16 protein-coding genes are annotated in these 21983 nt (G+C 43.7%); 9 read left to right on the top strand and 7 right to left on the bottom strand.

Annotated elements, in window-relative coordinates; translation table 11 throughout:
• Positions 1–2: 2 nt before the first annotated feature.
• From DBR43_RS21015 to DBR43_RS21005, 3 genes are read left to right on the top strand one after another with little or no spacing between them, the layout of a single operon-like run.
• Positions 3–1058, top strand: a complete 1056-nt coding sequence (locus DBR43_RS21015; protein ID WP_124584376.1) for a glycoside hydrolase family 130 protein — start codon at positions 3–5, stop codon at positions 1056–1058.
• On the top strand, positions 1051–2340 hold the full coding sequence (locus DBR43_RS21010; protein ID WP_124584374.1) for an MFS transporter: 1290 nt from the start codon (positions 1051–1053) through the stop codon (positions 2338–2340). The genes DBR43_RS21015 and DBR43_RS21010 overlap by 8 nt, the downstream gene beginning before the upstream one ends.
• Before the next feature lie 57 nt (positions 2341–2397).
• Complete coding sequence (locus tag DBR43_RS21005) at positions 2398–4110, top strand: hypothetical protein (RefSeq protein ID WP_233603078.1); 1713 nt, start codon at positions 2398–2400, stop codon at positions 4108–4110.
• Positions 4111–4114: 4 nt separating this feature from the next.
• On the opposite strand, the gene DBR43_RS21000 is transcribed toward DBR43_RS21005, so the two are convergent.
• Positions 4115–5326 carry a GAF domain-containing sensor histidine kinase gene (locus DBR43_RS21000; RefSeq protein WP_124584372.1) on the bottom strand — a complete coding sequence of 404 codons (1212 nt, stop codon included), beginning with the start codon at positions 5324–5326 and terminating at the stop codon, positions 4115–4117.
• Positions 5327–5470: 144 nt separating this feature from the next.
• On the opposite strand from DBR43_RS21000, the gene DBR43_RS20995 reads away from it, so the two are divergent.
• Entirely contained in the window at positions 5471–5905 is a 435-nt protein-coding gene (locus DBR43_RS20995; protein WP_124584370.1) for a PleD family two-component system response regulator, read from the top strand.
• Between the two features lie 3 nt (positions 5906–5908).
• Here DBR43_RS20995 and DBR43_RS20990 read toward each other — a convergent pair whose 3' ends face one another.
• Positions 5909–6439, bottom strand: a complete 531-nt coding sequence (locus tag DBR43_RS20990; RefSeq protein WP_124584368.1) for an ankyrin repeat domain-containing protein — start codon at positions 6437–6439, stop codon at positions 5909–5911.
• Between the two features lie 582 nt (positions 6440–7021).
• Between DBR43_RS20990 and DBR43_RS20985 the strand changes: the two genes are divergently transcribed.
• Positions 7022–9160 (top strand): carboxy terminal-processing peptidase, encoded by a 2139-nt coding sequence (locus DBR43_RS20985; RefSeq protein WP_233603075.1) that lies wholly within the window; start codon positions 7022–7024, stop codon positions 9158–9160.
• A gap of 5 nt (positions 9161–9165) precedes the next feature.
• Positions 9166–10098: an MBL fold metallo-hydrolase gene (locus DBR43_RS20980; protein ID WP_124584364.1), complete on the top strand. Its 933-nt coding sequence runs from the start codon at positions 9166–9168 to the stop codon at positions 10096–10098.
• Between the two features lie 41 nt (positions 10099–10139).
• Here DBR43_RS20980 and DBR43_RS20975 read toward each other — a convergent pair whose 3' ends face one another.
• Positions 10140–10952, bottom strand: coding sequence for a DUF6266 family protein (locus DBR43_RS20975; RefSeq protein ID WP_124584362.1), 813 nt, complete (start codon positions 10950–10952; stop codon positions 10140–10142).
• Between the two features lie 469 nt (positions 10953–11421).
• Here DBR43_RS20975 and DBR43_RS20970 point away from each other — a divergent pair, with 469 nt between their 5' ends.
• Positions 11422–12117, top strand: a complete 696-nt coding sequence (locus DBR43_RS20970; RefSeq protein ID WP_124584360.1) for an alpha/beta fold hydrolase — start codon at positions 11422–11424, stop codon at positions 12115–12117.
• 346 nt (positions 12118–12463) lie between these two features.
• Positions 12464–12655: a pinensin family lanthipeptide gene (locus DBR43_RS20965; protein ID WP_124584358.1), complete on the top strand. Its 192-nt coding sequence runs from the start codon at positions 12464–12466 to the stop codon at positions 12653–12655.
• A gap of 52 nt (positions 12656–12707) precedes the next feature.
• On the opposite strand, the gene DBR43_RS20960 is transcribed toward DBR43_RS20965, so the two are convergent.
• The 4 genes from DBR43_RS20960 to DBR43_RS20945 are packed head-to-tail and all read right to left on the bottom strand — an operon-like array spanning position 12708 to position 20476.
• Positions 12708–14654 carry a lanthionine synthetase LanC family protein gene (locus tag DBR43_RS20960; RefSeq protein ID WP_158622565.1) on the bottom strand — a complete coding sequence of 649 codons (1947 nt, stop codon included), beginning with the start codon at positions 14652–14654 and terminating at the stop codon, positions 12708–12710.
• A gap of 10 nt (positions 14655–14664) precedes the next feature.
• Positions 14665–15552, bottom strand: coding sequence for a thiopeptide-type bacteriocin biosynthesis protein (locus tag DBR43_RS20955; protein WP_124584354.1), 888 nt, complete (start codon positions 15550–15552; stop codon positions 14665–14667).
• A 3-nt stretch (positions 15553–15555) separates the two neighbouring features.
• Complete coding sequence (locus DBR43_RS20950; protein WP_124584352.1) at positions 15556–18246, bottom strand: lantibiotic dehydratase; 2691 nt, start codon at positions 18244–18246, stop codon at positions 15556–15558.
• Between the two features lie 28 nt (positions 18247–18274).
• Positions 18275–20476: a peptidase domain-containing ABC transporter gene (locus DBR43_RS20945; protein ID WP_124584349.1), complete on the bottom strand. Its 2202-nt coding sequence runs from the start codon at positions 20474–20476 to the stop codon at positions 18275–18277.
• 78 nt (positions 20477–20554) lie between these two features.
• Between DBR43_RS20945 and DBR43_RS20940 the strand changes: the two genes are divergently transcribed.
• Complete coding sequence (locus DBR43_RS20940; protein WP_124584347.1) at positions 20555–21982, top strand: DUF3526 domain-containing protein; 1428 nt, start codon at positions 20555–20557, stop codon at positions 21980–21982.
• Position 21983 lies beyond the last annotated feature (1 nt).

Genomic DNA, 21983 nt, shown 5'->3' with positions numbered 1-21983 from the left:
TTATGAAAGATCAAGCACAACGATTTATAGAAAACCCATTATTATCACCGGCAGATTTAAAACCAAGCAGGGCGGGATTGGAGATCAGTTGTCTCTTAAACCCAGGGGTCTTTACTTTTGAAGGAAAGACCTGGCTGTTGGTTCGCGTAGCTGAAAGACCTGCACAACAGGAAGGCATCATTTCTTTTCCGGTACTGAAGAACGATGGGATTGAAATTATAGAAATTCCTGCGGATGATCCGGAGCTGAATGCAGATGACCCAAGGGTGATCCGCTACAAGGGGATCGATTATTTAACAACACTGTCGCACCTGCGCTTACTGCGCAGTGAGGATGGCATCCGTTTTTATGAACCGGAAGGTTATCCGATCCTCCAGGGCGAAACCCTCCAGGAAGCTTTTGGAATAGAAGATTGCAGGGTGACGCTGTTGGACGATACCTATTACCTGACCTATACCGCCGTTTCAGAACAAGGGGTAGGGGTAGGCATGCGCACAACCAAAGACTGGAAACACTTCGAATCCGAAGGCATGATCATTCCTCCGCACAATAAGGATTGTGCCATTTTTGAAGAAAAGATCAACGGGAAATTTTATGCCCTGCACCGCCCCAGTAGTGTCGATATCGGCGGGAACTACATCTGGATCGCAGCATCTCCGGATGGCATCCACTGGGGCAAACACAAATGCATCATTACCACCCGTAAAGGGAGCTGGGACAGCGCAAGGGTAGGTGCAGGAGCGGCACCAATCAAGACGGAAAAAGGCTGGCTGGAGATCTATCATGGTGCAAATGCGGCCCATCAGTATTGTCTGGGTGCTTTTCTGCTTGATCTCAACGATCCTTCCATTGTCATTGCCAGATCTGAAGATCCAATCATGATCCCTGCCACAACCTACGAGCTGAGCGGCTTTTTCGGCCATGTGGTATTCACCAACGGTCATGTGGTGAAGGGAGATGAGCTCACAATTTATTATGGTGCTGCCGACGAGTTTGTTTGCGGGGCTAAATTTTCCATCGCTGAAATCTTAAACTCCTTATCCTACGAGCATGATTAATAAACTAAAGTCTGAAATCGCGCATTTCAAAGCGCAGTCCCATAATTTTAAAGTCCTGACTTTAACCAATCTGATCTATAGCATCGTATTGCCGGTGATCGATATTTTTGTGGCAGCCTATGTGATGCGGAGCTCCAATGACCCGGTAAAGGTAGTCGTGTACCAGTTAACGATTTATACCGGAATCCCTTTAACCTTTCTGATCAATGGCTGGCTGCTAAACCGCTTTCCAATTAAAGTGCTCTATTCCTTCGGAATGGTGCTCAGTGCAATTTCCATGATGATCATGATGTCGCTGACCACACTGGACATTACCGGGATTGGAATTGCAGGAATCGTAATGGGCATGTCCTTTGGCTTTTACTGGGCAAACCGGGACTTCCTGGCCCTGGCCACCACCAACGACAGCAACCGGAATTACTATTATGGTCTGGAAACATTTTTCTATACCATCATTGCCGTGGTCATTCCGGTGATCATTGGCTGGTTCATTGAGTCTTATGCTGGCGCAGGAGATGCAAAAATGGCGTATAAAATTGTGACGGGTATTGTATTTGTGGTAACCATAGGGGCATCGGTCATGTGTTTTACCGGCAAGTTTACCAATCCCATTGGTAAGAAGTTTATTTATTTTAAGTTTCACAGCTATTGGTACAGGCTGATGTCCCTGGCCGTTTTGAAAGGCCTGGTACAAGGATTCTTGGTGACGGCTCCGGCCATGCTGATCATGTTGTTGCTTGGAAAAGAAGGTGCGCTGGGAACCGCACAGTCGGTAGGTGCCATCTTTGCCGCCGTACTGATGTACATCATTGGCCGTAAAACCGGGCCGGAACATCGGATTTACGTGTTCGGAACAGGCCTGGTCTTATTTACCATCGCAGCCCTCATCAACGGAATCCTCTTTAACGAAACCGGTGTGATCTTATTTATGCTGTTCCTTTTACTGGCGAAACCGCTGCTGGATCTTGCTTATTTCCCGATTCAGTTTAGTGTGATCGATATCCTGACGAAAAAAGAAAAAAGGAGTGAATTTGCCTATATATTGAACCACGAAGCGGGCCTGTATGTAGGCCGCCTTACCGGTGCCGGAACCTTCCTGCTCCTGGCTTATTATTTTTCAAATGAAGTGGCCCTTCGTTATGCCATTATTATTGTTGCGGTATTGCAGCTAAGCTCTTACTGGGTGGCCAAAGGAATCCTTAAAAAGGGAAAAATAATGAACGAAGAATTGCAGCTGGAAGAAGAAAGCCTGGCTAAAGTGATTATTCCTGCTGCTGTTTAAGCGGAACAGCAGCCAGAAGCAGAGCAGAATTTTTTTTAATATCTTAGATGAACCCCAATGATGAAACTTAAACTGACCTTCCTTTCCTTATTTATTGCTGCACTTTCCCATGCCCAGGTGAAACAGGTTAAAATTGACCGTGTAAACCAGATGGCAGACCTGCCCAAACCACTGCAGATCATCGACTGGAAAGCAATGGCCCTTAATTTTGACCGGACGATTTATGATTTTAATGCCAAAGGCAAATACTGGCCAATGGTTTGGATGGACAGCACAGGCAAGAATTTCAAACAGCCGGTGATGGGCATGTATACCGCGGTAGGGGATGTGAGGCAGGGCGCAGGGCACAACAAAGGCATGTTTCATGAGGCCCTGGCCAATATGGGCGCTGTGTTGGGCGCAACCCTGGTTGGACTGGATAAAAGCAACCAGCAGGGCCTGAATTACGTCGGCATGCTGAAAAACTATTTCAATAAAGATACCGGATGGGACATCATGATGAACAACACCGCACCGGAAGTGGCACTGTTGGGTGGAGGATATGGAAGAGACTGGTGGTACGATGTCTATCCGAATGTATTGTTTTATGCGATTTACGATAAATATCCGGCTGCTCCTGATTTTGAAATGATGGCCAGAAGCATTGCGGAGAAATTCTATAAAGCGGATTCCATTTTAAATGGCAATTACAATTATTCCTATTTTGATTATGGGAAGATGAAACCAATGACGACACAAATCTGTGCACAGCCGGATGCCGCTGCGGGGCATGCCTATGTCTTGTACGCAGCCTATAAAAAGTTTGGCGATCCCCGTTACCTCAAAGGAGCAATCTCAGCAATGAAAGCTTTGGAAAGCCAGAAGATCAATCCTACCTACGAACTGTTAATGCCTTTTGGCGCTTACCTCGCAGCAAGAATGAACGCAGAACAGGGAACTGCTTTTGACATTCAAAAAATGTTAAACTGGACTTTCGATGGAACTGCGGTATGCCGGGAAGGATGGGGATTCTTAGTGGGCAACTGGAATGGTTTCGACATTTCCGGAACGGTTGGAAGTACGGTAGATCATGGCGGCTATGCTTTTTTGATGAATACCTTTGATGCGGCATGGCCATTGGTTCCCCTGGTGAGGTACCAGCCCAAATATGCAAATGCAATCGGGAAATGGATGTTAAATGCGGTAAATGCCTCCAGATTTTTTTACCCTCAGTATATGCCAAAGGAACATCAGACCCTGCCCGGCTTCGCGGATGTAACCAAAGGGGTGATTGCTTATGAAGGTTTTGCGAAATCTTCTACTTTTGATACCTTATACCAATCTTTAAAAGCGCCTGTAGCACAGGGGGACGGTCCTAAATGGATGCCGGGACAAAACCCTGAAGTCTCACAATTCAGTGTTTACGGAAGCGGTCATGTCGGGATTTTCGGCAGCATTGTCAAGGAAACGGAGATTAAAGGCATCCTGGGCCTCGACCTGCTGGCGACTGATTTTTACCGCGGGGATGCTTATCCGACCTGGTTGTTTTACAATCCCTATGGGACAACGAAAACCATTAATTTTAAAACGCCCGCAAAAGGAAAGTCAGACGTGTATGACCTGATCAGCCAGCGTTTTATCGCCCGAAATGTAAGCTCGGGAGCTAAAGTGCAGATTCCATCTCTGCAATCGCTGGTGCTGGTTTGTGTTCCTGCAGGAAAAAAGACAAAGGTTAAAAATAACCAGCTTTCCATAAATGGTATCGTGCTGGATTACCAGTATAAACCTTAAAAAATCAGGATAGAGAAATCGATGGATCAACCGGGATTTGCAGGGAGAAACAGGTTTCTTTATCGTTAGATACGACCTCTAATTTACCACGGTGTGCCCGGGCAATTTCGGCTGAGATGTACAGGCCAAGGCCTAAGCCCTCTTGTCCGGGTTTTACTTTTCCTCTGGAAAACGGTTGAAACAGCTGCGCCATGGCCTCTTCCGGGATTTGATCGCTGAAGTTGGTGATGGAGAGCCTGAAGTTGTTTTCATTGCTGTCTGCCTTCACCATAATTGGCGTTTCGGGCAAACCATGGGTAATTGCATTCCCCAGCAGGTTGGAGAATAACTGCGCAATCCGCATCCCGTCGCAATGCACAGGCCCATCCAGATGATACTCTGCCTGAATCGTCCGGGCAGGGGAGATGGCCTGAAATTCCGAGATCACTTCTTCCAGAATTTCCCTCATCGGCTGGTTATTGTTCTTGCTCACATTGATCCCTTCTCCCATACGTCCGCGTGCCAGGTCCAATACATTTTCAATCAGGCCTGTCATACGGTGCGCACTGTCTTTAATGATCCGGACCAGACGCTGAGGACGGTCGTCCAAAGGCAATCGCATCAGCATCTGTGCACTGTTGTATACCGCAGCCAGCGGGTTTCGCAAATCATGCCCTAAAATGGCAATAAACTGCTCCCTTAACTCGGAGGTCTTACGTTCTTCTACCAGGTCGCTTTCCGTGACCTCCATTTTATCCAGGGCACTGAGGTGGAAGGAGATCAGGTCTGCATAGAGCTTAAACATCCCTATGATCTGTGGATTGTTTAATTTTGCCGGCTTTGGGTCAATGGCACAAAGGGTCCCGAAAAAACTGCCGTCTTTCCGGATAATTGGCATCGAAATATAGCTCTGGAACCCATAGAGCTTTGGAGTATGGTGTGAAGAAAAACCCTGATTATCGTCTACATGGTCAATCACTACTTCTTGTCCGCTTTGTCGGATTTCATGACAGATGGTGGTCTCCAGTTTCAGTTCCCCGCCTTTGCCCAATCCAAACTGGATGTCGTCTTTAACAGAACAGGCAATCCATTTGTCTTCCGTTACTCTTGCAATCGCCGCAAAACCCATACCAGTAGTCAGGCAAATAACTTCTAAAATTGTAGGTACTACCGAGATGCGGTTGATGTCCTCAATATCCTTTAGGATCTCCTGGGAAAAATTATCAGATTTTATCATTGGCATTTAAAAACCACGTAAAATTAAGAAATTGCTTTTCAGCAAGCAAACCTTAAAAATACGTATTTCATCTTACGAAGATCCCTATGAAAACAGTTGATTCGGGACAATATATTTTATAATTTTATAAGAGATTAATCTCTTATGGAAAATTTAGTCGTCAAGCCATTTAGGATTCTGGTGATCGAATCTGATCTGCAAATGCGTAAAAAACTCTCCTCGTGTTTTAACCAATCGGGGTTCGACTACAGGATTTATTCAGGTATAAATAATATCGTTCCGTTAATCCTGAGCTTCCGGCCTGATTTGGTCTTATTGGAGTACTTGTCGCCAATAGTAAATGGTGGAGAGCTTTGTATTCAGATAAAAGAGAATAAATTGACCCGGCATATTCCTGTAGTCATTTATTCAGCTTTTCCCAGTAATATATTGTCTTTGGGTGACTATGGTCATGATGCCTTTATTGCCAAACCTTTTGAATTGACTGATTTGATGAGAAGGATCGATATTTTTTTAAGACGGTATTGGAACGAGGGAAAAAGACTCGCAGATACGGAGATTCCATTAGAATACGACTGATAGTCAAGTGATTGATGTTAGTAGAAAGAGTGCTTCCTGATTGTCTTGTTTTCGGGCAATATCGATTGCTGAACGGCCCCAGACATTCAGAATGAAAGCGTCAGCACCATGTTGTAATAACATTTTCAGGATTTCATTCTGATCAAACATGACCGCAAACATTAATGCAGTAGCCCCGTTTTCATGTTGCAGGTTCAGATCTGCTCCATGGCGGATTAGAAATTCGGCCATGGTTTTATAACCTTCATGTATGGTACCCATGAGCGCCGTGTGACCTCCATTGTCCTGTGCATTAATATCTGCACCTGCGGCTACCAGAATTTCAGCAATCTCCAGCTGATTATGATAACTGGCAACAATCAATGGCGTAGCACCTTTCAAGTTCCGGCAGTCTACCTTGTTTCCAAGGCGGATCATTTCTTTCAAAATGGTAGTGTTTCCTACCCGTGCTGCATGCATAATTGCTTGAATAGTATCAAGCGTTTGCGGGCTTTGACGTCCTTGAAACAACTTTTTTAGGAATACCTGAGTCATGAACAATAATAAGCGAAAATTTTGTTGTGAACTGAGGTTAAATATCAGATTTTTTTTTGGATTAATTCCATACTTTTTAGGATAGAAATATACATTAAAATTAGTATCAGGTATCCGCGGAAAACGTGCACTTTACATTTATGGTATTTAAACCTTTCTTGCTTTTTTTAGTTTAAAGTCTGCCGCTTCATTATTATGGATGATATCCCTTAGATATTGAGAAATTTACAGCCGCATTACTATGCCAGATTTGTCCTTTATTTTGAAGTTTATGAAAAAATATAAAATTGCCAAACAACTAAACATCCCCATTGGAACGGTGAAAACCAGGATTCACATTGCAAGAGGCAGCCTGAAAAGCAATCTGAAAATGTATCAGGAAAAGTGCTGATAACCGGACTACGTATGCTAAAATTATTGATACAAGAGATTGGCCTGAATATCGGGATCGTCTTTTTTAGTATATTAGGAGATAAATTAACAAAAAATCTGTTATTCAGGGTATTCGCATAGAATTTGAAAAATATAATGATACATATTGAGGTCAGTAAAATAGAGTTGAATTTTAAATTATTTAAGAAAATGTTAGGAAGGTTATCATTTGTGTTTTTAACGACGGCTGTACTTGCCTGCCAGGCGGCCCTACCTAAAACACAGCCAATTGTGGATGGAGTAAAGAATATTAAACCAGATATACAACAGCAATTCGTCATCAAAGAAGTGGTTGCATTGATTGAAAACTACAATTATAAAAAGATCAGGGTGAATGATTCGATATCTTCCATCGTTTTGGATCAGTACATTAAGACCCTGGATCAGGGGAAAAATTATTTCCTGAGCTCGGATATCAAAGATTTTGAAAAGTACAGGTATCAGCTGGATGATGATTTTAAAAACGGAGATTTAACGGTTCCTTTTTACATCTACAACATGTACGCGAAAAGGCTGAATGAAAGGCTCGATTTTGCGGTTGCCCAGCTGAAAACAGAGCTGAATTTTGGTCAGAATGATACTTATGTTTATGACCGTTCAAAACAGGCATGGCCTGCTTCAGCAATGGAATTAAATGATACCTGGAAGAAAAGGGTTAAATATGAACTGATCAATTTAAACCTCGCAGGTTCAGCACCGGCTAAAAGTAAAGAAACCGTGAGCAAAAACTACCTGGATTTAAAATCTCAGGTGGCGAAAGTAAACAATCAGGATGTCTTTCAAATGCTGATGGATGCCCTGACGGCTTCATTAGACCCGCATACGAATTATTTTAACGCTTCCAATGCCAAAGCATTTAACGAAGAAATGTCGCGCTCTATAGTGGGCATCGGCGCCTTATTAATGATCGAGAATGAAGTGCCTAAAATCGTAAGTATTGTTCCCGGAGGCCCTGCGGCAAAAGGACAGAAACTAAGTCCCGGCGACCGGATTGTGGCGGTAGCTCAGGGAGATGGAGCTTTTGAGAGCATTGTAGGCTGGAGATTGGATGTGAGTATTTCCAAAATTAAAGGCGCTAAAGGAACAAAAGTCCGCCTTAAAGTGATTCCTGATGGCAAGGAGCTTTCATCTGAGCCTGTAATCGTGGAATTGATTCGTGAAAAGGTGATTCAGCAGGCACAATCTGCCCAGAAAAGCGTGAAAACAGTCCGCAACAACGGAAAGGATTATAAAGTGGGGGTGATCTATGTGCCTGCGTTCTATCTCGATTTTGAGGCCGCAAGAGCCGGAGATAAGAATTTTAAAAGTACCACCCGCGACGTGAAATTACTGATTGATACCTTAAAAAATCAGGATAAGGTAGACGGGATCGTGATGGACCTGCGTGGAAACGGGGGCGGCGCTTTACTGGAAGCCGTTTCTCTGGCCGGTTTATTTATCGATAAAGGACCGATCGTTCAGGTAAAGAATTTAAGCGGTAAAACCAGGGTCGAAACTTTAAGCGGAAATGAGCTTTCCTGGACCGGGCCATTGGGCGTGATCGTAGACCGTTCCAGTGCCTCCTCTTCGGAGATTTTTACCGGAGTGATCCAGGATTATGACCGTGGTATTGTGATGGGAAGTCAGACTTATGGTAAAGGAACTGTGCAGTCTGTGATTGACTTAAACAGGCTGGTAAATCCTGAGGTGCTGAAAAAAATGGCAGCTTTAATCAGTCAGGTAGATTCCAGTCAGAAGAAAGAGATCAGCCCTGCAGCGATCAATTTAGGACAGATCAACCTGACGATGGATAAATATTACCGGATTACCGGAAGCAGTACACAGTTGAAAGGGGTGAACCCGGATGTGATGTTCCCTTCCCGTTACCAGACCGATAAAATAGGGGAAAGCAGCCAGCCTTCTGCCTTATCATGGGATGTGATCAACAGTGCTGGTTTTCAGCCATTGGGCAACCTTTCTGCCATCAAGGCCGAACTGATCAAAAGAAGCGAAAAACGCATGGCGGAATCTTTGTATTTCAAGTATTTCAAGCAAAACCTTGCGGATGCTAAAAAGCGGAACAATGAAAAATCTGTGACCCTGAATGAAGCTAAACTGAAAAAAGAACGTGACGAACAAGAGGCAGAAAGCTTTACCAGAAGAAATGAATTAAGGGTCTTCAGAGGTCTTCCGGTCTTGAAAAAAGGAGATAAAGCAACCAAAGACGATGCTTTTGATTTTATCGAAGATGAATCTGTAAAAGTAATGGCCGACTTCATGGGGCTTGCTGCTGCAAACAAAAAAGCATAACCTGGATGAAAATATGGAGCACCTTGCTTTTGTTGGGCCTGATCAGCTTTTTTAAAGCGGAAGGACAACAGAAAAGACCGGCCTTGATCGTATTGGGGAATGTTCAGGATGGAGGTTCTCCTCATATTGGCTGTACCAAAGCCTGCTGTAAGGAATTATTTAAAAATCCGGATCAAACCAGAATGGTGGCTTCCCTTGGCCTGATTGATCCGGAGTATAAATTGAACTGGCTGTTTGATCCGACACCGGATTTTCCGGCGCAGGCAAAACTCCTGAGGAACCTTTCCTTATTCAGCAATAAGGAGGTTCCCGATGGTATTTTTATTACCCATGCGCATATTGGTCATTATACCGGCTTAATGTACCTCGGCAGGGAAGCCCTCAATGCTAAAAGCGTTCCGGTTTATGCCATGCCGAAAATGAAGCAATTTCTGGAAAGCAGCGGGCCATGGAGCCAGTTGGTTAGCCTGAACAATATTCAGATCAAACCCATCGAAGAAGCAAAGGAAAACATCCTTTCTCCCAATGTAAAGGTCAAAGCATTTAAGGTGCCGCATCGGGATGAGTATTCTGAAACGGTTGGATACCTGATTGAAGGACCTCATAAAAAAGCATTGTTTATTCCGGATATCGACAAATGGTCGAAATGGGATAAAAACATTGTGGAGGAAATAAAGAAAGTAGATTATGCACTGATTGATGCGACCTTTTACGATGCAAAAGAAATCAACAACCGGCCCATTTCAGAAATTCCGCACCCTTTTGTGGTGGAAAGCATGAAACTGTTTGAATCGCTTCCTGAATCTGAGAAAAATAAGATCTATTTCATTCATCTTAACCATACCAATCCCCTGCTGGACCCAAAAAGTCCGCAAACAAAAAGAGTACTTAAGAATGGCTTTCATATCGCCAGGTTTAAACAGGTCCTGGAGCTCTAGTTTTTCGCCCTGAAAATCCGCTAAAAGCTTGTCTTTTGCAATTACGAAGGAGGGACGTAAGCATTGTTTTGTTTTGCAGGCCCTAAATCCGCAGAAAGAGGAGATTGCTGACAAATAACGGGTTCATTGCTTTGATTTTCCTGCTGTTGATCCTTTTTCTGAACCTCAGCGGTTTTAACCGCTTCTTCGGGTTTTACTTCCGTAGAAACCAGGGGAGTCGTATTCAAAGAACCCACATGCACACTATTGGAGATCTCTCTGCCATCCTGTTTAGCAAAAGAGATATAGGCTTCCATACGTTCATTTATATGTTCTGAACTAATGGTAATTACATCTTTTCCCTCTACTCTTTGTGCCCCGATTAACTGGCAACTGGTCTTCTTTAAATCCGGGAAATAAATCACCAGCATGGCACGGTCAGTATCATACTGGCTCATCGGGATGTCCGGTTTATCCCAGCTAAAGGTGATTTTTTCCTCCAGCTGGCTGATGGTTGGATTAGCAGCCACAGGAAGTGTTCCCATGCTCAATAATACCTTGGTGTAGTCCAGACTGATATTCGGATATTCGCCCTGAACTGCGTTCTTTTTATTGTAAGAAACCGCTTCATTGTATTCGTTTCTGTCCGTTCCGGCAACCACAAGGCGGAACCCTGTACGGATCACAGGAAGTGAAGGCTTCAGGATCTCATTGACCACCTTCATCTTTTCACAGTTTGCCTTTCTTGCCGGGGTAAGCGGTTTATTGCTTTTGCCAATCATTCTGATGACATTTTTACCTTTTAACGTATAACCTACGAGGTTGCCGACTCTGCCATGGAATCCGCCAAATAACCCATTTCTTAATGTTCCCATTTTGATGTTTTTAATTAAATGATTAAATTGATTGATAGTAAGTTACGAAATGTTTTGCAGATCATGTTCATATGCGTTAACCTAATGCTATCTTTCAATTGGCCTCGAAAACATCGTTAAAAGGTCTGGCAGACCAATCACGGACCTATCAACCACCTATTGACGACCAATTGCTGGTCAATAGGAATTAACAGCATATTAAACGGATTTGAAGAACATTTTGACAAAAAATGTTCAATTGTGTCAATAGGTAGTTCTTATCATCATTTTTTCCGGGAATGAATTGCTGATCTTAAACCAGGTTAAGGTTTTTTCTTAACCTGGTTTATGGGTAAGGTTCCTTTATTTCTTTCAACTTGGTGTTCAAATACAACGGATAACCGTTAACGTTAATTTAACAGGAAACCATAAACTTTTTTCTTCGGTTTCTGTTAAATTAAAGACAAAACCTACCTTAAAAAACAAAACAATGAGTAACAAAAATTTAACAATTATCCTGGTTCATGGAGCATGGGGTGATGGATCACATTGGAGGCATGTTATTCCTGCCTTAAGCAAAGAAGGTTACAAAGTAAGAGCAGTTCAAAACCCATTGACTTCCCTACAGGATGACATCAACAAAACCAGGGACCTGATTGATGCCCAGGAAGGTGATGTTTTACTGGTCGGCCATTCCTATGGAGGGGCGGTAATCACGGGCGCTGGAAACCATGAAAAAGTAAAAGGCCTGGTGTTTATCGCCGCCTTTGCTCCCGACGAAGGCGATAGCCTCGGCAGCATTTTTGGAAGAAGAGAAGCGCCAAAGGGTGCTGCGGGCATCTACCCGGATAGTCAGGGTTTTTTATGGATTAAATATGATGAGTTTCATCGGTCTTTCTGCCAGGATTTGAACGAAGATGAAGCATTGGTGATGTCTTTATCTCAGAAGCCGATTCATGGAAGCGGATTTTCTGATCAAACCACTAAACCGGCATGGAAAAGTAAACCAAGTTGGTATCAGGTTTCAGACCATGACCATATGATTCCGCCGCAAACGGAACAGGAAATGGCAGAACACATCAACGCGAAAAAAATCATTCATCTGGATGCAAGTCATGCTTCATTGGCTTCCCATCCTAAGGAGGTGACCGCACTGATACTGGAGGCTGCAGTAGCGCTGAGCTAAATAAAAAATTAAGAGTTGATACTCCCGGTTTAATAGGGCAATAATTGCAGTATTGAACCGGGAGTATTTTATTTTAGGTGGAAATAAAATAGAATGGCAGATTTTATCCTTCTGAAATAATAGATGTCATGATTTATAGATATCTATATGTTTTTATGTATTGATTTTAATTTTAGCTGCAGATAAAGGCTGCCAGACCCCGGCAGATTAGCATAAAAAAGAGAGGAAAAAAAATAGTTAAATAAGTTTTGCAACTTTGTTGCAAATAGCTAACTTAGTCCTGTTGCAACCGGGGATAGCCAAAAACCCGATACCACAGTAGGCATCATTCTTAAAATTATTACATATGAACAATTCAATGGATAAAATCAAGTTAAATCTTGAAGACCTTCAATTAGAGAGCTTTGTGACCAGTATTGATACAGAAGTTGCCAGTCGCCTATCGGGTGGTTTGGGTAACGTTTCTGAGCCAACTCATACTGAACCTACAGATGACCACCATGCGGATCCGGTTAAATGTACTACTGTAATCTGCTAGTTCTATAGCAACATATAAAACAAGGGAGGTCAGTTTTGCTGACTTCCCTTACTTAGGCTTTAACACTTAGTATTCCATTCCGGATGAGCGACCTGATTTGCAGGAGAAGCCTTTGTTTTAAGGCCTCATGTTCCATTGTCCATTGGTCCTGCTGCAGAAGATCATCCAGAATTGAATCCATCAGTTTCCTTCCGCTGCTCAGTGCTTTATGCAGATGGCTTAGGATTAATGTAGGAAGCTGACCAATGTAAATTGTATGGAGTCCTGATTCCTCAGAGAGGAACAATGCCGCGTAATCACTTTGTTTTAATTCCATGATTTTCCTGAGTCTGGAGGCGATGGGATAGAACCTGACATGATCAGATAAACCTAGCTTTAAGTCCAGCAGTACTTCATCCGTGCTGAACAGCAACTGCTTATTCTGATTTCTGATGAATTCATTTTTCTTCGCGTAACACAAATATCCTTTGTGTATCTTCCAGCAGCTGGTCCTTGTTTTTTCAAATTTAAAGACTTCCATCAACTCCCAGCCTTTGGAAGCAGACAGCAGGTTGATTTTCTGATTTATCTTTCCTTCAAATTCCCGGAGGTCGTCTGCATGAAGCGTTTCAGTAAAACCGGGTTCATAAAGATTTAGCAATTGAATTGTTTTGGGATAATGCACTGAAAAAATCCCTTGCTGTATGGCCCTTTTATCCGGGCCAATAGTAGCAGGTACAGCATCATGGGCAACTGGTAAAGCCGGATAAACGGCATTATCCATTTCCGGATTTAGCAACTGTAAAAGCATATAACCTATTCCCGCTTTTCCCGACAGGAGGCCGAAATCAAGCGGACTGGCAGAAATATAAGTATTGTAACTGCCTGTCGTTTCATATTGAAGGCTCGCCTGCTCAATAACAGACCAGATTTCATTGCTGAGCTCTTTTTTGCTCAGCTCCTGAAATTTTAAAAGAAAAGGGATCATGCCCGAATAGCCGCTGCATAAGCTGAAATCTGTTCTGTCCATCTTTTTCAAATCGGAAAGGCACCTGTTAAGCGCGGCCTTACACTGTGCAAAGTAAACCGGGTTTTTGCTGATTTTCCAGGCATACAACCTGGATAATCCGATTCCGGCAGCACCATGTGCCCAGGAATTGACCTCTTTCATTTCCGGTAGAAAGAGGTTCAGGTCCCATTTATAAGCATCGGGCAGGCCCAACCTGTAACTCCCCAACCGCAAATCCAGCCAGTTGTCCGATTCCTGATGGAAATACTGCATTTCATATTGTAAGGCCTGCTCTGCAAGATAGATCAGCCCCTCGTTCTTAAAATAATTTCCTACCTGCATCAGCGAATAGGCAATCCCGGAGGCCCCATGGGAAAAACCTGCCAGGCTGTCGAATGCAGATTTCGACCTGTTGTAATCCCATTTTAGTCCTGTTTCAGAAATCCTTGCTTCCTGCACAAGTCTGTCCACAATCTGCTGAATCATAGCCAAGATTGCAGCCGAGCGGAGGTGATGATAGAGTAAGGTAAATACAAAGAGGCTTCCTGAGTATCCGCTCAATAAGTCGGCTTTTGCGGTATGCTCAATGATGTTTTTCTGATTGCTTAGGCTCAGATCCAGGGCAGTATCCAGGTATTCTTTCTTCCTGTTCAGCTCATAGAGCCGGATACAGGTATAGATGACACCTGTAAGGCCGGTATAAAAGCCAAAGGAACGGGGTTTTAGCAGTTCCTCAGATTTCAGGGTCCTGCTCACGATGTCTTCCGCGATTTGTAAATCTTCTTTTCTGCCGGAATATTCAAAAAGAGCAAGAAAATACAGGGCAATTCCACTGCTGCCATTGAAGATATCTGCTGTTGTTTTAAAGGAAAGCTGACCGGTACTTTCGTAATAGGGACCTGGCCAATACAGACCGGCATCGTCTCTGACAGCAGCAGACAGCAGCTCCTTATTGAGGCCTTGAAGTTGTTCGTTTATCTTTTCGGTTTGTGCCGGATGAAATAGAGACATGTAATAGAGATTAAGATTGGGCAATAAAGTCCAGCGACTGGCGCAGGCAATAAGCACCATAAGCCTCTTCGTAATTGGAGATGCCAAGGCGGTTATTGTTCATGTGCATCATACTGGTAACGATCTCTGTCAGCTTTGTTTCCTCAAATCCCGCAGACAGATAATTTTTCATAATTGATTTGTTTTCATGTGTATACCGGCTGATTTTATCACTTGCAGCATCCTCGGTCATGGATTCCCAAAAACTTTTCGAAGCGATTAAGGTCTGCGTTTTCGCAGGCGAAAAAGACAATTCAAATTGCTTCAGCCAGAATGCGCTTTCCTGAACAGGATCTTCATTCGGGTCGTATAACCTTGGAAGCCAGCCATTGATAAAGACATCGCATACCTGAAGCAGGCGGGAGAATTCCCAGCCGGTTGCATACAATAAAATCAGGTGCATGCTTAGGGCCTGAACCAATACTGAAGCCCCGGTTTTTCTCGATTTGATCCAATCTAAAATGAAGACAGAAGACCTGCAGAAATGTGTCTCTGCCCATGGCATACTTTGCAGGTTTCCATAGCGTTTTATTTCGGGTTCATAGCTGCTGTAAACCACTTTATGACCGGGTGGGGCAGTTGTCGCTGCTAAGTCCTGAGGGAGCGTTAACTCCGGGTACCGGACGAAAAATCCGGCTGCCCGCTGATTTATTTCCAATTCCAGCATTGCCTGCGTTTCAGGAAGGACCTTCATCCTCAACCTGATGTGACTTCCATTTTCCCGGTATCGGATAAAGAAGTAGGTTTCCGCTGATCCTTCTTTGAAAAAATCATGTATAAAAGGTTGAACCAGCTGATTTAACATCAGGTCCAGATCACCAGGATAAAACAGGTATACCGCAAACCATTTAGTTTCCATAGTTTAATATTTGTACCATTGCAGGAGGTATTCTTTGATCGGTTCAGATTGGTTTTCGGAAGGGAGCCCGGGGAGCATTTCTTCTATGACCACATAATCTCCGGCCCTGGCCAGTAAGCGCTTAAACAATTCGATCAGCAGCGGCTGTTCGAAAGCAATAAACTGGGGCTTGTAATCATCGTTCAATCCTTCTTTTTTTGTGTTCTTTTGAGCGGAAGGTTTGATGAAAAAGGATCTCTTTCTTAAAAACAGGAAGATGTTGGCCGGAAGTTTATGACCGAAGCGCCAGTCGTTGATCCGGATGAAATAGTCGTAATCTGATTCCCCTGGCCGCTGTGCTGGTATGGAATCCGTTTTTATACGCCAGGTTTTTCTTCGGATAACTACTGTTTTCTCATAGGTGATCCTTGGAAGAGAGAGGATTTCTCCGGGCTGTTCCTCTTCAGCTTTCAGGTAATGCGTATCTACCAGGCTGATAAATGGCGGAAGAAAGAGCTTTTCTTCTTCATTAAAATGAGCCATCAGCTGGTATAAATTGGAACGGTTATAAAATGATTCCAGGCACAAGTCATAGGTGTAAACCTGTTTTTCTCCGTAACTGAGTTTTAGGAAATTTGTTTTTTCATCAAAGCTGAGCAGCAGGTCATCGATCTGCATTTGCTGATGTTCCGGATAACTCTTGTTTCCTCCGGGTAAAGCAAGTTCATAATCAAGCAGGGGAGGATGTATATTCGCATTGAAACTGGAAGCATCATTGATCTCTGCTTTGAGCATTTCCGGATGAAGCGCTGAGTTGTAACGGAGAAAGTCAGCACTGACATCAGGGGAGAATAAAGGCAAAAATCGGCCGCTTACTTTGCCCATGCCCGGCAGAACGGAATTGATGACCCCGCAAATTCCTTCCGGACCTTTCGGATGACCAGACTGTTTTTTAGGATAAAACTGAACAAACAATGCCCTGGAGTATTGATGATTGACAGGCTTTGGATTTGAGAAGGGTTCAAAAAATTGATGGTCCAGGTCGATGAAATCCGGTTGGTCCGCGGTCAGCTCTGCCAGTTTCCTGCTTACCGCTTTTTCCCAGTCGCCGGGGTTCAGGGAAGTTGATGCTGCCGGATTTTCCTTCTCTGGTTTTTTTACATGAAAATAATAGGCATGGTAAAAATCGGCGACTTTAACCACTGCGTTTTCAGGGTAGTGTTCCCGGAAAAAAAGTGTCATTTTCTGACGTTCATTTTTTAGCAGATCAAGCGGGCTCAGGTGGTTCAGTAACTGATCTGCTTTGTCTGTGAATTCTTTGATCAGGCTTTCGTTTAAAAACTCCGGTTCAGCCGTATAACAATCTTCATAAAATAGCTGCCTGCCGGAAAAATGATGGGGTTTAAAATTTATGGTTTCAAATGCAGCAAGTGGACTGGATTCGGAAGGGGGGGCAATTGCAGTTGAAGGAGCCGTTAGTCCGGCCGAAGCCTGTAAGGTTTTTAAAACTGTCGCCAGCTGATGTTCTGCAGCTTCCAGAACAGCCCGTCTTGCCGCCGTATTTCCTTTTGAATACCCCGATTTGTGTTCCTGTAATTGTTCAAACAACCCGGTAAGCAACCTGACATCTGCATCCTGTGTATCCATCTCCTGAAAGAATTTCAATAACTGTTCATCCCATTTGGGATTGATGCCGGAGGTTTCCATTCCCAGTTCCAATAATCCTGCAGCAATGAGCTTAAACAAATAAGCTTTGATGGTGCCGGTACCGGCATTTTCTACAGCCTCCGATACCTTCTCTGTCAACTGAGCTAAACTGGGTATTTGTTTCTCCTGTTTTAAATAATGAAACACCAACAGCTGTAATCCCGTTGCAGGCAATTGCTGGAAGGATTCTATATTGTTAAAGTTGATCAGGAAATGGATCTTTTCTTCCCTGATTGTTGCAGTCTTATTGAGTTTGACCTTCATCAATTCATTGATCCGGGGATGATGGATCAGTACTGATTTTAAATATTCAAACAAGCCGTTGTTGAGCCTGATTTTATGATCAATGACTTTGGAGGATGACTCCGGTACCAATTGTTGTTTTTCAGACAGCCGCATGATCCCTGTGTAAGTAAAGGTGCTGAAAGGAGAGGTCTTAAAACACATCCTCGTCAGGTAACGGAGCAAACTAAAACTAATCCTGTGTTCCTTCTGGCGAAAAGCCTCCGCCGCGCTTTTTTGATATCCCGGAAGCTGTTCCAGTAAAACAGGGCTGGATAAGAGGAGCCCGTTTTGTAAGGACGGATCTAAGGCCAGCTCCTGAAGTTTTCGATGTTGTCCAATCAGCTGATGCTGAAAGTTTGTTCGGTTTGCATCATGGAAATTGGTGATCGATTGCTCAAGATAGAGGTAACGTTTGAGTGCTAAAGCCAATTCAACAGGGAATAACACGGCTGAATCCTCCAGCTTTTGGAGGACTATTTTTTTATCGTTATAAATCTGTCGTTTCAGCCTGATCAGGATCAGTCTGTTTTCGTCATTTGTCTGTGCCGTAATTAAATCGTACAACTGATCACAGATCAATAGCTTTAATTTTGCTTTTTCAGCAATGATTTGCTGGTGTTTTTGCAGAATGTCTGTGGTCCCTCCAAATTTAAAACCATCAAAAGTCCGGTAATCCATACCAGCATATCTAACTAAGGAATGTGGGAATATTTCAATGCTCATTTGTGTTCGGGTTTTGTCTTAAATTGGATTATTTACTTAACTCAAGCTGATTTTTGATCAGGTGGTAATAGCTTCCTTTCAGTTGGATCAATTCCTGATGTGTGCCTTTTTCAACGAGTTCGCCCTGATTCAGTACCACAATCTGATCTGCATTTTTTACGGTACTCAGCCGGTGTGCCACGATCAGCACTGTTTTGCCTTTGAAAAACTCATTCAGGTTATTGACGATAGACAATTCATTGTGTGCATCCAGTGCATTGGTTGCCTCGTCCAGAAAAACATAAGCAGGATTTCTATAAATCAGCCTGGCAATCAGCAAACGTTGTTTCTGTCCTTCACTTAAGCCATATCCGTCTTTTCCTACCACAGTCTGATAACCAAAAGGCATGGCGCTAAAAAAATCATGCATGTTTGCCATTCCGGCGACCTCATGAAGCCTTTTTTCATTTTTGACAAGTGCACCTGCGTATATATTATTGGCAATCGTATCCATAAAAATATATCCGTCCTGCATCACTACGCCACAGGCCGCCCTCCAGGCCCTGGCCTGGACCTGATCTATAGACCGGTTTCCTATATTGATGGAGCCTTTGCTGGCCTGATAGAACTTTAGCAAGAGTTTAATGAGGGTTGTTTTCCCGCTTCCGCTCATGCCTACGATGGCGGTCACTTTTCCTGCGGGGATCAATAAGTCCAGATTTTTTAAGACAAATGGGGCCTGTGGATTTCCGTATTGAAAGCTGACTTGTTTTAAGAGGATATCTTCTGGTTTTGAAGGGATGGGTTGCGCTATAAGTCCAAAATCCTCCGGAATTTCCTGCTGCACCTCAGCCATGCGCTGCAGGCTGAATTTTGTATTCTGGGAAACCCTGGCAAATTCTACCAGTTGTGTGATTGGCGTATTGAGTTGTCCGCAGATATAGGTGATGGCAAGCATGCCACCTAAGGTCACCTCATTGTTGATCACGAGCATAGCGGCGGCATAGGTGATCAATACATTTTTGACCTCATTAATGAAGTAGCCAATCCCCTGCATCAGCTGATCCAGCTGCAGGGCCTCAAGTTTTAAGCCATAGGAACGGTCCTGCAGGCCTTCCCACAATTGTTGTTTTTCCTTTTCACTTCCGGTCAGCTTAATTTCCTGCATCGCATAAAAAATCTCCAGCAAAAGCTGTTGGTTTGCCGAGAGTACTTTAAATTTCTTCTGGTCGATGAGCTTTCTTTTTTGTTTAAATGAATTTGACCAGAGGACGCTCAGGCTGGCGCCGGCGAGGAAGATTAAAAAGATTTGCCAGTTATAATAACACAATACGCCACCAAGCACAACGAGGGTAATCAGGGAGAGGATAAAACTGATCAGCGAATTTGTTAAAAACTCTTCGACACGCTGATTGTCGTTTACCCTTTGCATGTTATCGCCTGCCTGCCGGTTGTCAAAAAAGGAGAAAGGCAATTGCATCAGCTTCGCCAGAAATTCTTTCAACAGGGTGATGCTTGTTCTTGCTCCCAATCTGAACAGGAGGCGCGCCCGGAGGAAATCCATCAGCATTCGTCCCGAAAACAACATCAGCTGCCCGATACAAATCAGGAACAGCAGATTGGTGTTTTTTCCGTTGATTCCTTTGTCGACAATCAGCTGTGTGAGTAAAGGAATGATTAAAGAAAAAACACTGGCCAGGATGAGGCTCAGGCCGATCGGAATTAAGCTTTTGCGATGTAATCTGAGGTAGGGGAGCAGGGACCATAAGGAGGCCGGTTTTTCTGCTACGCTTTGCTGCTCCTGAAAGACCGGAGTTGTTTCCAGCAGTAAAGCCCTGCCCAGGTCACTTCCTTCTTCGATTTGCCAGGATTGGATAAAATCTTTGGTTTTGACTTTTAGCCTGCCAGTCATTGCAGGGTCGGATAACCAGGCGTATTTATCGGTAATGCGGTATAAAACCACATAATGTTCTTTTTCCCAGTGCAGGATACAGGGGAGGGGTACTTTGTTTCGCAACTGGAGATAGGGCAATTCTGCGGCGAGGGTCTTAAATCCCAATGATTTCGAAGCGGCGATCATATTGGCCATAGTGGTTCCCTGTTTTCCGATACTGCATAATTTCCGGAAATGCGCCAGTGGAAAGGTTTTTCCATAGTACTCCGTAACGATTTTCAGGCAGACTGGTCCGCAGTCCATTGCATCTGGTTGTTTGTAAAAAGGAAACCTGCCGAAAGAGAAAATAGGAGACATATATAATACGATCTTAAATACAACACTGTTGCAAATATGACAATTATAATGCAACTTTGATGCAATTAATTTATGTAAATGTCTCTGAACTTATCCACCCCATTACGCAGTTTAGTCTGGAAAGAATTCCGGTTGGCTTACCGTGACCGGATCATGAGCACCTTAGCGGTGATTGTTTATACCCTGTTTGCTGTCAGCAGTTTGCTGACCGTTTTTCAGTATCAGCAAGACCAGCAGAGCAGGCAACAGTCTAACGCGAAATTTAGGGCTCAGTTTAAGGCCCAGCATACCAATCCGCATGATGCCGCCCATTTCGGCACTTATCTTTTTAAACCTTTAAACCTGCTCAGTGCCTTTGACCCCGGACTAAATGATTATTTCGGCACTACCTACAGGGTGGAAGCACATGTGCAGCATGAGGTTGATTACAGCAATGCAGAAAGCAATGATGCACTGATGCGCTTCGGTTCTTTTACACTGGCCCTGATCATGCAATTGCTCATTCCTTTACTGTTGTTTTTTATCAGTTCCTCCTCCCTGACTTTTGAAAGGGAATCGGGTACGTTTAAAATGTTGATGGCCCAGGGGATCAAACCAACGGAGTTGGTTTGGGGAAAGGTTTTTGCCAATTACCTTTTTGTGGTGTTATTGGTGTTACCCATATTTATACTGCTGCTGCTTTTCTTACTGTTTGCTCCGTCCGGTACATTGCTGATCGGCAGGTTCCTGATCATCACCGCCGGATATTTACTCTTTTATCTGCTCGTGACTTTAGCCGGTGTGCTCGTTTCTGTATGGAGTAAACGCTCCGGAACAGCGGTCATGATTGTTTTAAACTTATGGCTTTTTAGTGGTGTGTTGTTGCCTAAGATTGCAACGGGCCTTGCCGATCAACGTTATCCTTTAATGTCCAGAGCTGCTTTTAAGGACCACATTAAGGTCGGGTTTTTAAAAGGAATTAACGGAGATCCGCCTTATCAGGAAAGGGCTGAAATTTACCTGAAATCACTGCTCAAAAAATATAAGGCAGATAGTGCCGCTCAGCTGCCTGTAAATGTCGATGGCTTAATCCTGCAGTACAATGAAGATTACCAGAATAAGGTATTTGACCATTACTATGCCGAACTGGAACAAACCTTTAACCAGCAGCAGTTTTTTCTAAACAATGCCGGTTTACTGAACCCTTTTATCAGTCTGAAACGGCTTTCCATGGCCATGTCGGGGACAGATTTTTACCACCATCAGGATTTTTTCAGGCAGGCAAAAAAATACAGGAACGGATTGATCCGGGACTTAAACCTGGAACTGGCCAGTCACCCTCAGAAACATCAGGAGGCTTATATTGCCGATCCGGAATTCTTCCGGCAGCTGAAGGATTTTCAATATGATTTTCCTGCTTTATACAGGGTCGCCGGGATGCAAAAAACCGGAATCATCTCGATCTGTTGCTGGGTATTATTGCTCGCTCTGTCTTTACACTTCGTTTCGAAATCTTCATTGTTTTAGG

Origin of the sequence: Pedobacter sp. KBW06, assembly GCF_003852525.1 — a bacterium.
Lineage (GTDB): Bacteria > Bacteroidota > Bacteroidia > Sphingobacteriales > Sphingobacteriaceae > Pedobacter.
Note: the sequence above shows the minus strand (reverse complement) of the source record. Positions and strands in the feature narration are given on the sequence as shown.